The sequence below is a fragment of the Yonghaparkia sp. Root332 genome (assembly GCF_001425665.1).
In the GTDB taxonomy this organism is placed as follows: Bacteria; Actinomycetota; Actinomycetes; order Actinomycetales; family Microbacteriaceae; genus Microcella.
On record NZ_LMCX01000001.1, the window covers coordinates 1110406 to 1123535 of the forward strand.

The window sequence follows — 13130 nt, forward strand, 5'->3', positions numbered from 1 at the left end:
GCGCCCGCGCCTCGCGCTTACCCGCAGTCGTCGAGCAGCACGAGGCGCACGGGCGCGATCGTCTCGCGCTCGTCCGTCGTGATGACGACGCCGTTCACGCGGCCCTCGGCGGCGCCCGTGCGCTCGACCTCGATGCCGACGAACGCGGCGGCGCCCGGCTCGATGCTCGCGTCGGCGAGGTCGACGCCGTCGAACCCACCGCGCCCCTCCGACTCGAACAGCACGGGCGTCGCCCGCGCCTCCGGGTCGATCGCGATGAACCGGTCGACGACCGCGACGCCTTCGGCCTCGGCGAGCTCGACCCCGGTGATCTCGAGCGGCTCGCCGGCCGAGTTGGTCACTCCGAGGGCGAGGGTGCCGCGATCGCCGACCAGGCACCCGCTCAGCTCGGCGTTCTGGTCAGGAGGCGGGCCCGAGCATCCGCCCAGCACCGCGACGGTCGCGATGACCGCGCCGACGGCGATCGCGCGGGATGCCCGTGGCCGGGCCGGGCGGGTCGGGTCGCGTCTCACGCTCAGAACGCTACGCGACCCCGCTCGCCCCGACCGTCGGCTCAGCCCTTGAGCCCGGTGTGCGCGAGCCCCTCGACGAACTGCCGCTGCGCGACGATGAAGACGAGCAGCACGGGCACCGCGGTCATGGTCGCCGCCGCGAGCTGCACGTTCCAGAGCGCTCCGCCGTAGGCGTCGGTGAATCGCGTGAGCGCGACGGGGAGCGTGAACAGTTCGGTCGACTGCAGATACACGGTCGGCTCGAGGTACAGGTTCCATACGTGGAGGAACGAGAAGATCGCGACGGCCGCGAGGGCGGGCCGAGCGAGCGGCATGGCGATCCGCCACCAGATGGAGAACCGGTTGAGCCCGTCGAGGCGCGCTGCCTCCTCGAGCTCGACCGGCAGCGAGAGGAAGAACTGGCGCATGATGAACGTCGTCAGCACGCTCGGTGCGCCGAAAGTCGACACGAGGATGATCGGCCAGTGCGTGTCGATCAGCCCGAGGCCGTTGAACATCTGGAACAGCGGGACGATCGTCACCTCGGCGGGGATCAGCAGCCCGACGAGCACGACGAGGAAGATCGCGTTGGCCCCCGGGAACTGGATGCGCGCGAACGCGTACCCGGCGAGCGACGACACGAGCATCGTGCCGATCGTGACGACGATCGCGATGTAGGCCGAGTTCCAGTACTGCTGGGCGAACGGCTGAAGTGCGAACACGTCGAGGAAGGGCTGGATCGTCGGGTTCTCCGGCACGAGCGTCGGCGGGAAGGCGAAGATCTCGGTGATCGGCTTGAAGCTCGAGGTGATCATCCACCAGGTCGGGAAGACGAAGGGCACGGCGAGCACGGTCATGGTCGCGTAGAACGCGAGATACGACAGGGTGCGGCGACGCGAGCGGCGGGAGGCGCGGCTCACGTCGGGGGCCGTCTCAGTTCTCATGGAAGACCCACTTCCGGCGCAGCATCCACTGCACGATCGTCAGGACGAGCACGATGAGGAACAGCAGGATGGCGAGGACGGAGCCGTAGCCGAACTTGCCGAACTGGAACGCCTGCTGGAAGAGGTAGTAGACGAGCACGGTCGTCGAGGTGCCCGGCCCGCCCTGGGTGAGCACGGCGATCTGCGCGAACACCTGCAGCGAGCCGACGATCGTGATGATGACGGTGAGCAGGATCGTCGGCGAGATCATCGGGAAGGTGATGCGCCAGAAGATCGTGGACGGGCGGGCACCGTCGACGCGAGCGGCCTCGAAGAGCTCGTGAGGCACGCCCTGCAGCGCGGCCAGGAACAGCACCATGTTCAGGCCGACGTTCTTGAACACCTGCACGATGACGACGCTGGCCATGGCCGTCGGTCCCTCGCGGAGCCAGTTCGGGCCCTCGATGCCGATCGTGGCGAGCATCCCGTTGATGCCTCCGTCGGCCTGCAGCAGGAAGCCCCAGACGATCGTCCAGGCGACGAGCGAGACGACGACGGGGGAGAAGAACACCGTCCGGAAGAATCCGACCCCGCGCATCCGCCGGTTGAGGAGGAGGGCGAGTACGAGGGCGAGCGTGAGATTCGCGATGACGAGCGCGATCGAGAAGATCGTCGTGGCCTGGAGCACGCCACCGAGCTGCGGGTCGGTGAACAGGCGCTCGAAATTCTCGGTGCCGACGAAGCGGAAGGTGCCCGCGAGCACGTTCCACTCGTGGGCGCTGTAGTAGGCGATGAGGCCGAGCGGCACGAGCACGAAGGCGACGATGCCGAGCGCCTGCGGGGCGATGAAGAGGTAGCCGACGAGCGCATCCTGCCGGCGATGCCGGTGGGGCCGCCGCCGGGGCGCGCCCCCGGGCCGGGCCGGAGCCCGGCTCGGGAGCGCGCGAACAGCGGTGAGGGTCACGGTCAGCCCTGGATGAGCGGCTGCATCGCGTCGCACACCGACGTCAGAACCGCGGGGATGTCCGCGTCCGGCGTCCAGAGCGCGTCGAGCTGGGCGCGCACCGCCTGCTGGATCTCGGCGGAGCCCTCGATCGTCGGGCGAGTGACACCCGTTGCGATGCCGTCGACGACGACCGCGTCGAGCTGCTCGGCGCTCAGCAGGGGGTTGGTCTGCGCGAGCGTCTCGCCGGTGAGCAGCGACGCCCGCGGCGGCGGGAAGTACTGCGCGAGCTGGCGCGAGTTCTCCGGGTTGGTGAAGAACGCGAGGAAGTCGGCTGCGGCTTGCGCGTTGGGGCTGTCGGCGATGACGCCGATGCCCGCCTGCCCGAAGACCGAGTACTCGCCCGCGGGGCCCGCCGGCAGCGGGTGGAGCTCCCACTCGAACCCGGCTTCGCCGAGCAGCGCGGCCCGCGAGATCTGGGTCACCGTGTAGGCGACCTCGCCGGCGAAGAAGTCGGCGGTCGTGCCGGGGCCGGGCATCGCGCCGGTCTCGAACGCGGCCTCGTGCAGGAATTCGAACGCGTCGACCATCTCGTCGGAGTCCATCGTGCACTCGGTGCGCTCGTCGTTCCAGGGCTGCGCGCCCCAGCCGTTCCAGACCGTCGAGAGGAGATCCCACTGCTGGTACTCGAAGTCGCGGACGATGAAGCCGGCCTTGCCCGTCGCGGCCTTCACGGCGGCGCCGTTCGCGGCGACCTCCTCCCAGTTCCAGTCGCCGGCGGCGACCTGCTCGCTCGCGCTCGGCACGCCCGCCTCGGCGAGAAGGGTCGTGTTCGAGAAGATCGCCATGGGCGAGGTCGAGAACGGGTAGGCGTAGAGGCCCTCTCCGTCGCGCCACAGCCCGGTCGCCGAGTCGGTGAGGTCGTCGTAGTCGAAGCCCTCCGCCTCCTCGAAGGTCGGGGCGAGGTCGAGCAGGGCGCCGCTGCCGACGAAGTCGAGCGCGGCGTTCTCGAGCACCCACGCGAGGTCCGGGGCGTTGCCGCCCGCGATCTGCGTCGTGATGGTCGTGGTGTAGTCCTCGAACGGCAGTGGGTCGAAGGTGATCGACGTGACGTTCTCGTTCTCGGCCATGTAGGCCTCGGCGATGGAGTCGAAGAGGGCCAGGTGGTCCTCGTTGGCCGTCCAGACCGTCATGCGCAGGTCGACCGGGCCTTCCGGCTCGACGGCCGTGGGCTCGGCCGCGGCGCACGCGGCGAGCGTCATCGCCGACGCGGCCAGCACGCCGGTGATGGTCAGCATCTTCGCTGATCTCATGAGTTGCTCCTCTTGGGTGTCAGTAGCCCTCGACGTCGGGCCAGTGCAGCTCGACGCCGGAGCGGTGGAGAAGGGATTGGAACTCCTCGAGCAGTCGAGGAGTGGAGCGGACCGCGCGGGGATCCACCGCACGGTCCAGGCAGAAGGCCGCTAGCCAGCCCGCCGCCTCGCCGATGCTCCACTCCACCGGATGGAGTCGGAAGGCTCCATTGGTGATGTGAGTCGTACCGACGTTCTTTCCCGCGGCGAGCAGATTCCGGGTCCGAACCGGAATGAGCGCACCGAGGGGGATCTCGAACGGCGCCGAAGCGACGTCGATGTAGTTGTCCCCTCCCGTGGAGGGGTGCAGGTCGATGCGGTACATGCCGACACCGACCGAGTCGGAGAATCGCGCGGGGCGGCCGTGGCCCCTGATCGCGATCGAGAGATCCTGCTCGCGGACCGTCACCTGGGCGCGGATGCGACGCGATTCGCGGATGTACGCCGCTTGCGCGAATCCGTCATCGGTTCCGGTCACGTCGCCGCGCAGGCGGAGGCCCGGCCATCCCGTGCCGCCATCCGGGCGCGGGGCCTCGGTCTGCAGCCAGTAGAACATCGACAGCGACTGGCGCCTGGCGCCCTCGAAGTGCCGCTCGGCGTCGGGGTTGTCGATGACGGTGCCGCCGAGGTAGTCGATCATCGGCCAGTTCACGAGCACGATGTCGCTCGGGTAGAGGCCGCCGGTGAATTGCGCCCGCGCGGCGATGCGGCGGAAGGTCCAGAGCTCGCGGTCACCGCCGCTCGCCCGCTGGTCGGCGATCATGCCGTCCGGGTCGTCGTGCTGGTTCGGCGTGAAGGTGCGCGTGACTTGCTCGAGCGTCCGCGGGTCGGGCCCGGTGAGGGAGAGCATCGGCGCGCCCCAGAACTCGGGCTGGAGCGATCGCCAGTGGTCGTAGTCGTGCGGTCGATCGATCGTCCGGTCGCCGTCGACGTGGTCGACGACGAAGCACCAGCTGATGGCCTGCTGGTTGTCGGGCTGCGCCTCGGAGGGTGCGCTCGGCTCGCCCGTCTCGGCGCTCGATTCGAACCCGGTCACGTACTCGGTGCCCGTGAGCGGCAGCAGGTCGCCGAGCTCCGTGGCGTCGAGGATGTACGCGGCCTCGATCTCGATGCGATCACCCGTCGACAGGTGCTCGAGCGTTACCGATCGCACATCGTCGCCGTCGGTGGCAGCCTCGATCGGCCGGTACGGCTGCAGGACGGTGAGCCGGTCGGACGAGCGCCACGGGGCGAGCAGCTCGTCGATGACGGCGGCGCCGACGCGCGGCTCGGCGCAGAGGCGGCTCACGAGCCCGGCGCCGGGGTTGAGGGCGAGATCGGCGCGAGCCCGCGCGGTGAGCGGATAGTTGCGGCGGTAGTAGTCGCGGATTCCCTCGCGCAGTCGGCGATAGGTCGCGCTCACGCCGAACTGCTCGACCCACGTGTGCTCGTCCATGGGGACGGCCTGGCTCGTGAGCTGGCCGCCGAGCCACGCAAACTCCTCGGTGAGCACGACGCTCCGGCCGGCGCTCGCCGCGGCGAGCGCGGCGGCGACGCCGCCCATGCCGCCGCCGACCACGAGCACGTCGCAGCGGAGGGTGCGGTGGCTCATTCGACCACCGCCACGAGCGTCGAGCCGTCGGTGATGTCGCAGTCGAGCAGGCGGCGGAGGTCGGCGTCGGTCGGTTCGTCGTCCGGGTCGAGGATGCGCGTGAGCAGCGCGACGGCGTCGGCGCCGAGCTGGACGCGAGGCGGGCTCAATCGGGTGAAGTCGACCGCGAGTGCGTCGTGTACGGCGACCTCGCCGAGCACGACGATCGACACTTCGCGAGGGATCTCGACGCCGTCATCGATGGCGATCCGCCGGAGCTCGGCGGCGTGGTCGGGCGATTCGACGAACAGCACGGTGGGGCGGAAGTCGCGGATGCGGGTCCAGGCGCCGACGAGATCGTCGCCGCGGGTCGGGCCGCTCCAGACCCGGATGTCCGCGTGCGCAGCCACCTCCTCGCGGAATCCTCGCTGCCGGTCGAGCACCGATTCGGCCGTCGAGTCGAGGTGCAGCAGCGCGAGGCGTCGATGGCCGAGCGCCACGGCTCGGCGGACGAGCTCGGCCGTGCCGGCGGCGTAGTCCACGCCGACGTAAGGCACGCCCGGGACGTCGCGGCGACCGATCGCGACGAAGGGGAACTGCATGTCGACGAGTCGTTCGAGCTCGACCGGGTCCATCTCGCGTCCGAGCAGCAGCGCGCCGTCGGCGAGCCCGAGGCGGTTGTTCTCGTGGAAGAGCCGGCGTCGTCCGTTCTCGACGGGAGCGCTCGTGAAGACGAGGAGGTCGCAGCCGTGCTGCTCGGCCTCGGCCTCGATGCCGGTCAGCAGCGGTGTGTAGAAGTCGATGCTTCCGCTCGGGAAGGCGGGCTCGTAGGTGAAGACGCCGAGGATCTTGTTGCCCACCCCGGCAAGCCGGCGAGCGGCAGGGTCGGCGACGTAGGACGTGCCGGCGATCACATCGAGCACGCGCTGTCGCGTCGCCTCGGGGATGCGTGCGTCGCTGTCGGCCTTGCCGTTGAGCACGAGGGAGACCGTCGCCTGGCTCACGCCGGCGAGCTCGGCGATGCGGCGCTGGGTCATCTTGGTCTTGCCGGGGGCGGTCATGCGCGGGTCATCCTTCGTGGGGAGGGTGCTAATCCGTATTAGCGGGGCGTTGAGGTGATGCTAATGCGCATTACCACTCCTGTCCAGTCCGACTTCCGCGACGCTTGCTCTCGACCCGGCACTCGGGTTACCGTGATCTCGAATCGGGTGCTAATGCGCATTAGCGTTCGGGAGATTCGCTCCGGTTCTCGAGAGGCCGCCGTATGGGGGCGACGACGATGTCGCCGCGGCGCCTCATGAGGAGACCGTCATGCCATCGTCCCGTCGAGAGCGAACCGGGCGCATCGTCGCCGCGGCCATCGCGATCGTTCTCGCTGCCACCGTCGTTCCCGGCGGACCGCCCGCGAGTGCCACGCACCCACCCGCCCCGACCGTTGCCGACCCGCTGCCCTCGTGGCGTCACGGGGGAGTGATCACCGATCCCGTGACGATCAAGTGGAAGCCCAACCCGACGAACTACGAGTACATCTTCCCGGGGGTCATCGAGACCACCGAGCTCGAGAATCCGCTTGGGCGCTACTACCTCTACACGGCGCCGCACGACAGGCCGGGCGGCATCATCCTGCTCTACTCCGACTCCCTCGAGGGCCCGTGGACGCAGTACGGCTCGACCCCGCTGATCGACAATCGATGGGAGAAGAACGACGGCTCGGGCCAGGTCTACTACGACGTGGATCACGTCTCGGGTCCGGATCCCATCTGGAACCCGACGGACGGGCTGATGTACCTGTACTTCCACGGCGAGAACTACACCACGCGGTGGGCGACCTCGAGCGACGGCATCACCTTCACCTACGGCGGCGAGGCGCTCAATTCCCAGGACGGCAACACGATCATCAAGAACGGCGTCGCAGTCGGCGAGACGATCACCGAGCGATCGTACGGCCGGGTGTTCATCCACCCCGCGCCGACCAGCCAGGTGAAGTGGGGCATGCTCTACATGGACCACCGCGGTGACCCGACCTACACGAGGCGAGTCCGCCTTGCCGAGTCGGCAGATGGTCGGAACTGGACGGTGCGACCAGACTTCGTGATCACCGGCGACTCGGTCGCAGGCGCGCAGGTCTCCGGCGGCAACCTCTGGACCTGGAACGGTCAGAACTACGTCGTCTACCACGGGTCCAACGGCAAGACGATCGCCCGGACGGTGAACTCCACCTTCACCGACATCGGCGAGCCGATCGTGCTCCACGAGTCCACGGGCATCAGCGGAGACGTCGGTGGCGTGAAGTCGCCCGAGATCATCACCGATGAGACCGGCACCTACCTCTTCTACACGGGCAATCAGGGTGGCGCCGGCACGAACGAGACCGTGCGCTGGGCGAAGCTCGATCCGTCGGCGCCGTTGCACGACAGCTGCCCCGGGACAGGGTCAGACGAGTTCCGCGGGTCGGCGCTCGGGTCGAGCTGGACCGTCACGAATCGCGCGGGCGTCGCAACAGCCCATCGCGTCGAGGGCGGCGAGCTCGTCATCCCGACCTATGCGGCCGGCGTCGCGGGCGCCCCGCTCGTGCAGCGCTCGCTGCCCAGCGGAGCGTGGGAGTACACGGCCGAGGTCCGCGTGGACCCGCAGACCGCGTATCAGCAGGGCGGAATCCTCCTGCACGGAACTGACTCGACCTACGCGAAGCTCGCACTCGCGCAGAGCTCGAGCGGCGAGCGCTTCGAATTCACGTGGAGGAAGAACGGGACCGAGCAATCCATCGGGGTGGGGTTCGCTCCATCGGAGGACATCGCGGGCGAGCCCGTGTGGCTGCGCCTCGTGAGCGACGGCTCGTCCGTGCGAGCGCGCTACTCGACGGATGGCGATCGCTTCCAGCCGCTCGGCGGCGCGGTACCGCTCGCGGAGGTCGCCGCGACGCGCATCGGCCCGGTCGCACTGCAGGGAGCGACGGGCGGCGCAGCGACCGAGGCGTCGTTCCGCTGGGCGCGATTCACGCCGTCCGATGCGCAGCGCGACGCGTGCGCGCTCGGCGGGCCGACAGCGGCGAGCGCGGGCAGCGGCTCCGACGAATTCGCCGCAGCATCGCTGTCGAGCTCGACGTGGCCCATCCGACCGTCGACGTCGACCTACCGGCTCGAGAACGGCCAGCTCGTCATGCCGACGGTCGCGGCGGGCATCTCCGGTGCGCCGCTTCTGGCGCAGCCGGTCCCGGCGAGCGCCCCGTGGGCGGTGACCACGCGCATCCAGATCGACCCGACGCAGCCGTTCCAGCAGGGCGGGCTTCTGCTGAGGAGCGACGGTGATGACTACGCGAAGCTCGTGCTCGGTCGCGCGAGCGCCGGGCTCGTCGTCGACTTCGCCTGGCGTCACGAAGGAGTCGACCGGCCGTCGACGTCGGTCGACACGCGAGGACCGGGTTCGGGCACGGCTGCCGGATTCTGGTTGCGACTGTCGAGCGACGAGCGCTACATCACCGCGAGCATCTCGCACGACGGCGTGCTCTTCACTCCGATGGGTCGACGGATTCCGGTTGAAGAGCTCCCGCTGGCGACGATCGGCCCGGTCGCCATCCACGGCGCGACCGCCGCCTCGCCGACGGATGCCCGATTCGACTGGTTCCGCTGGCGCAGTCCCGGTCGATGACAGACCTGAGGGGGTGCGCGCCTGGGCGCACCCCCTCAGCCATCTCGGCACGCCTCGCGCGCGCTCGAGATCAGTTGACCCAGCCCAGCTCCCGCAACCAGCCCGCGCACTCCTCAGACCACCGCGCGGCCGCGCCCTCACCATGCGCGAGCCCGAGGCCGTGCCTCCCGTGCGGATAGACGTGCAGCGCGTGGGGAACCTCATGTTCCGCGAGGGCGGCACCCAGGCGGTACGCATGCTCGACGCGCACCGAGGCGTCCTCCGCGGTGTGCCAGACGAAGGTGGGCGGCATCGCCGCGGTGACGAGTCGGTCGATCGAGAGAGCGCGGCGTCGCTCGTCAGCGGCGTTCTCTCCGGCGAGCCAGCGCTGCGAATCGGCGTGCGTCTCCGTCTCCATCGAGACCACGGGGTAGCAGAGGATGGCCGCGTCGACGAGCCCCGACACCGCGGCGTGCCCCGCCAGGTGCCCGCCCGCTGAGAACCCGATGATGCCGAGGCGCTCGACGCCGCGCGCGCGCAGCTCGTCCACTCGCGCCCGCACGGCATCGAGCGGGGCAGGGTGCTGCGTCTTCACCGGGTACAGAAGCTCGCTCGCCTCGAGGCCGAGGGACTCGAGCCACTCGATGACGGGGGCGCGCTCGTGGTCGGCATGACGCCAGTACCCGCCGCCGGGGAGGACGATGATGTGGGGAGGTCTGCTCACGCGGAAAACGCTACGCGACCCCGCCCGTAGACTTGTGCGCTATGGCCGCAGGCGACTCCTTCTCCGTCACGACCCCGATCTTCTACGTGAACGACGCTCCCCACATCGGGCACGCGTACACCGAGGTCGCGGCAGATGTTCTCGCACGCTGGCACCGGCAGAGCGGCGTCGACACCTGGTCGCTCACGGGCACTGACGAGCACGGGCAGAAGATCCTGCGCACGGCGGTCGCGAACGGCGTCACCCCGAAGGAGTGGGCCGACAAGCTCGTCGCCGACGCGTGGGTCCCGCTGCTGCAGACGATCGACATCGCCAACGACGACTTCATCCGCACCACGGAGGAGCGCCACGAGTCGGTCGTGCAGCAGTTCCTGCAGAAGCTCTACGACGACGGCCTCATCTACGACGGCGAGTACGAGGGCTACTACTGCGTCGGCTGCGAGGAGTACAAGCAGCCGTCCGACCTCGTCGACGGCTCGGGCGAGTTCGAGGGCCAGTACGTGTGCCCCATCCACGGCCGCCCGGTCGAGGTGCTGAAGGAGAAGAACTACTTCTTCCGCATGAGCCGGTTCCAGCAGCGCCTGCTCGACCTGTACGAGTCGCAGCCCGACTTCATCCAGCCCGACAGCCTCCGCAACGAGATCGTGTCCTTCGTGCGGCGCGGCCTCGACGACCTGTCGATCTCGCGGCAGAGCTTCGACTGGGGCGTGCGCGTGCCGTGGGACGACAAGCACGTCGTCTACGTGTGGTTCGACGCGCTCATCAACTACATCTCGGCCCTCGGCTGGAACCCGGAGCAGCCCGGCGAGCTGTTCGACCGCTTCTGGCCGTCGAACCACATCGTCGGCAAGGACATCGCGCGCTTCCACGCCGTCATCTGGCCCGCCATGCTCATGGCGGCCGACCTTCCGGTTCCGCGTCGCGTCTTCGGTCACGGCTGGCTGCTCGTCGGCGGCGAGAAGATGTCGAAGTCGAAGCTCACCGGCATCGCGCCGTCGCAGATCACCGACGTGTTCGGCTCCGACGCGTTCCGCTACTACTTCCTGCGCGCGATCGCGTTCGGCCAGGACGGCTCGTTCTCGTGGGAGGACCTCGCCGCCCGCTACCAGGCCGAGCTCGCCAACGGCTTCGGCAACCTCGCCTCGCGCGTGGTCGCGATGGTCGGCCGGTACTGCGACGGGGTCGTTCCCGAGGCGGGCCCGCTCGGCGAGGCCGAGGCGGGCATCCAGCGAACGGTGGCGGATGCCGTGGTCGCCGCGACCGCCGCGATCGACCGGTTCGCGATCCACGATTCGATCGCGGCCGTGTGGTCGATCGTCGACGAGCTCAACGGCTACCTGACGGTGCAGGAGCCCTGGAAGGTCGCGAAGGACGAGTCGCAGACCGAGCGCCTCCGCACGATCCTGTACACGGCGGCCGAGGGGCTGCGGGCGCTCGCGGTGCTGCTGAGCCCGGTGCTGCCGCAGGCGACGCAGAAGCTGTGGACGGCCCTCGGCGCTGAGCCGCACCTGGGAGCACTGGTCGACCAGCGCATCCCCGATGCGGGAGAGTGGGAGCAGCTGCCGGCGGGCGCCCGCACCCAGGCGCTCGAGGCTCTCTTCCCGCGCATCGAGCACGAGGCCACCGCCTAGAAGGGGCGCGACATGACCGACGAGATGGCACCGCACGTGCGCTCCCGCGCCGCGATGGAGGACTCGTCGCGCGACCTCAGCTACCCGCCGAGCCCCGAGGCGCTCGTCGTTCCGGTGTACGACAACCACACGCACCTCGAGATCGCCGACGGCGAGAACCCGATGCACTACCGCGAGCATCTCGACCGCGCGTCGGCCGTCGGCGTGCGCGGCGTCGTGCAGGTGGGCACCGACGTGCCGACCTCGCGCTGGTCGGCGGCGATCGCGGCGCGCGAGCCGCGCGTGCTCGCCGCCGTGGCCATCCACCCGAACGAGGCCGCGACGCTCGCGGCGGCGGGTGAGCTGGATGCCGCTCTCGCCGTCATCGACGAGCTCGCCGCGCAGCCCCGCGTGGTCGCCATCGGCGAGACGGGCCTCGACTACTACCGCACCGAGTCGGGCACCGGACGCGACGCTCAGCTGCACGCCTTCGAGGAGCACATCCGCATCGCGAAGGAGCACGGCCTCGCTCTGCAGATCCACGACCGCGACGCGCACGACGACGTGGTGGCGACGCTGCGCCGGGTGGGGGCGCCGGAGCGCACGGTCTTCCACTGCTTCAGCGGCGACGTCGAGCTCGCGTCGATCCTCGCCGAGAACGGCTGGTACGCCTCGTTCGCGGGCACGGCGACGTTCAAGACGGCGCGCAACCTCCGCGACGCGCTCGACGTCCTGCCGCGCGCGCTGCTGCTCGTCGAGACGGATGCGCCGTTCCTGACCCCGCACCCGTTCCGCGGCCGTCCGAACTCGCCGTACCTGCTGCCGTGGACGCTCCGCGCGATGGCCGACCACCTCGGCACGGACGTGTCGATGCTCGCGGCGCAGATCAGCTCGAACACCGAGACGGTGTACGGCACGTGGGATGCCGAGCCGGTCACCGCCCCCGGCGACCCCTGGGCCGATCGCCCGGATGCCGATCACCCCGAGCGCGACGCTCTGCCGGGCCGTGCCGACGACCTGACGACCGAGCAGGGCGGGGCCTGAGTGGCGGGGCTCCTGGGCCCTGCTGAGGTGCGCGACCTCGCCGCGCTGCTCGACGTCACGCCCACGAAGAAGCTCGGGCAGAACTTCGTCCACGACGCCAACACCGTCCGCCGCATCGTCGCCACGGCCGCCCTGCCGCCGGGCTCGACGGTGCTCGAGGTGGGGCCCGGGCTGGGCAGCCTGACGCTCGGCCTGCTCGAGGCCGGGCATCCGGTCGTCGCGGTCGAGCTGGATGCCCGGCTCGCCGCCCAGCTGCCGCTCACGGTCGCCGAGCTGCAGCCGTCGGCGCGCCTCGAGGTCGTGCACGCGGACGCCCTTCGCGTCACGTCTCTGCCGGAGACGCTGGGGGAGCCGACGTCGCTCGTCGCGAACCTCCCGTACAACATCTCGGTGCCGGTGCTGCTGCACCTGCTCGCGCACGTCCCGTCGATCACGCGCACGCTCGTCATGGTGCAGGCGGAGGTCGGTCAGCGGCTCGCGGCGGGGCCGGGCTCGAAGATCTACGGCAGCCCGAGCGTGAAGGCCGCCTGGTACGGGCAGTGGGGGCTCGAGGGCGTCGTGAGCCGGCAGGTGTTCTGGCCGGTGCCTAACGTCGACAGCGTGCTCGTCGGGATGAAGGCGCGAACGGCGCCGCCGGGGACGGAGGAGGAGCGGCTGCGCATGTTCGCGCTCGTCGACGCCGCGTTCGGTCAGCGCCGCAAGATGCTGCGGCAGGCGCTCGCGGAGCTCTTCGGGTCATCGGCGGCCGCCTCGGCGGCGCTCGAGGCGGCGGGGCTCGACCCGACCGCCCGCGGAGAGCAGCTCGTCATGCGCGACTTCCTGGCGCTCGCGCGCGTGCAGGGCTGA

General features: G+C 70.1%; 11 protein-coding genes. 4 read left to right on the forward strand and 7 right to left on the reverse strand.

What is annotated here, in order from left to right:
- Positions 1 to 17: 17 nt before the first annotated feature.
- The 6 genes from ASC54_RS05355 to ASC54_RS05380 are packed head-to-tail and all read right to left on the reverse strand — an operon-like array spanning position 18 to position 6340.
- The gene (locus tag ASC54_RS05355; protein WP_055856696.1) at positions 18 to 512 is read right to left on the reverse strand and encodes a hypothetical protein; all 495 of its coding nucleotides are present in this window, start codon (positions 510 to 512) and stop codon (positions 18 to 20) included.
- 41 nt (positions 513 to 553) lie between these two features.
- Complete coding sequence (locus ASC54_RS05360) at positions 554 to 1435, reverse strand: carbohydrate ABC transporter permease (protein ID WP_082514863.1); 882 nt, start codon at positions 1433 to 1435, stop codon at positions 554 to 556.
- A complete protein-coding gene (locus tag ASC54_RS05365) occupies positions 1425 to 2378 on the reverse strand; it encodes a carbohydrate ABC transporter permease (RefSeq protein ID WP_055856692.1) in 954 nt (317 codons plus the stop codon). The genes ASC54_RS05360 and ASC54_RS05365 overlap by 11 nt, the downstream gene beginning before the upstream one ends.
- A 2-nt stretch (positions 2379 to 2380) precedes the next feature.
- Positions 2381 to 3670, reverse strand: a complete 1290-nt coding sequence (locus tag ASC54_RS05370; RefSeq protein ID WP_055897145.1) for a sugar ABC transporter substrate-binding protein — start codon at positions 3668 to 3670, stop codon at positions 2381 to 2383.
- 19 nt (positions 3671 to 3689) lie between these two features.
- Entirely contained in the window at positions 3690 to 5300 is a 1611-nt protein-coding gene (locus tag ASC54_RS05375; RefSeq protein WP_055897148.1) for an FAD-dependent oxidoreductase, read from the reverse strand.
- Positions 5297 to 6340: a LacI family DNA-binding transcriptional regulator gene (locus tag ASC54_RS05380; RefSeq protein ID WP_055897150.1), complete on the reverse strand. Its 1044-nt coding sequence runs from the start codon at positions 6338 to 6340 to the stop codon at positions 5297 to 5299. The genes ASC54_RS05375 and ASC54_RS05380 overlap by 4 nt, the downstream gene beginning before the upstream one ends.
- A 424-nt stretch (positions 6341 to 6764) precedes the next feature.
- Between ASC54_RS05380 and ASC54_RS05385 the strand changes: the two genes are divergently transcribed.
- The gene (locus tag ASC54_RS05385; RefSeq protein ID WP_162242494.1) at positions 6765 to 8927 is read left to right on the forward strand and encodes a DUF1349 domain-containing protein; all 2163 of its coding nucleotides are present in this window, start codon (positions 6765 to 6767) and stop codon (positions 8925 to 8927) included.
- Between the two features lie 70 nt (positions 8928 to 8997).
- Here ASC54_RS05385 and ASC54_RS05390 read toward each other — a convergent pair whose 3' ends face one another.
- On the reverse strand, positions 8998 to 9630 hold the full coding sequence (locus ASC54_RS05390; protein ID WP_055897156.1) for an alpha/beta hydrolase: 633 nt from the start codon (positions 9628 to 9630) through the stop codon (positions 8998 to 9000).
- Positions 9631 to 9671: 41 nt separating this feature from the next.
- Here ASC54_RS05390 and metG point away from each other — a divergent pair, with 41 nt between their 5' ends.
- From metG to rsmA, 3 genes are read left to right on the forward strand one after another with little or no spacing between them, the layout of a single operon-like run.
- Positions 9672 to 11261 (forward strand): methionine--tRNA ligase, encoded by a 1590-nt coding sequence (gene metG / locus ASC54_RS05395; protein WP_055897159.1) that lies wholly within the window; start codon positions 9672 to 9674, stop codon positions 11259 to 11261.
- Between the two features lie 12 nt (positions 11262 to 11273).
- Positions 11274 to 12284 (forward strand): TatD family hydrolase, encoded by a 1011-nt coding sequence (locus ASC54_RS05400; RefSeq protein ID WP_156376732.1) that lies wholly within the window; start codon positions 11274 to 11276, stop codon positions 12282 to 12284.
- Positions 12285 to 13130, forward strand: coding sequence for a 16S rRNA (adenine(1518)-N(6)/adenine(1519)-N(6))-dimethyltransferase RsmA (gene rsmA, locus ASC54_RS05405; protein WP_055856675.1), 846 nt, complete (start codon positions 12285 to 12287; stop codon positions 13128 to 13130).

Bases quoted from the DNA above. Each gene is read 5' to 3' on its own strand.
- ASC54_RS05360 (WP_082514863.1), bottom strand. From the start codon at position 1,435: ATGAGAACTGAGACGGCCCCCGACGTGAGCCGCGCCTCCCGCCGCTCG.
- ASC54_RS05370 (WP_055897145.1), bottom strand. From the start codon at position 3,670: ATGAGATCAGCGAAGATGCTGACCATCACCGGCGTGCTGGCCGCGTCG.
- ASC54_RS05375 (WP_055897148.1), bottom strand. From the start codon at position 5,300: ATGAGCCACCGCACCCTCCGCTGCGACGTGCTCGTGGTCGGCGGCGGC.
- ASC54_RS05380 (WP_055897150.1), bottom strand. From the start codon at position 6,340: ATGACCGCCCCCGGCAAGACCAAGATGACCCAGCGCCGCATCGCCGAG.
- metG (WP_055897159.1), top strand. From the start codon at position 9,672: ATGGCCGCAGGCGACTCCTTCTCCGTCACGACCCCGATCTTCTACGTG.
- ASC54_RS05400 (WP_156376732.1), top strand. From the start codon at position 11,274: ATGACCGACGAGATGGCACCGCACGTGCGCTCCCGCGCCGCGATGGAG.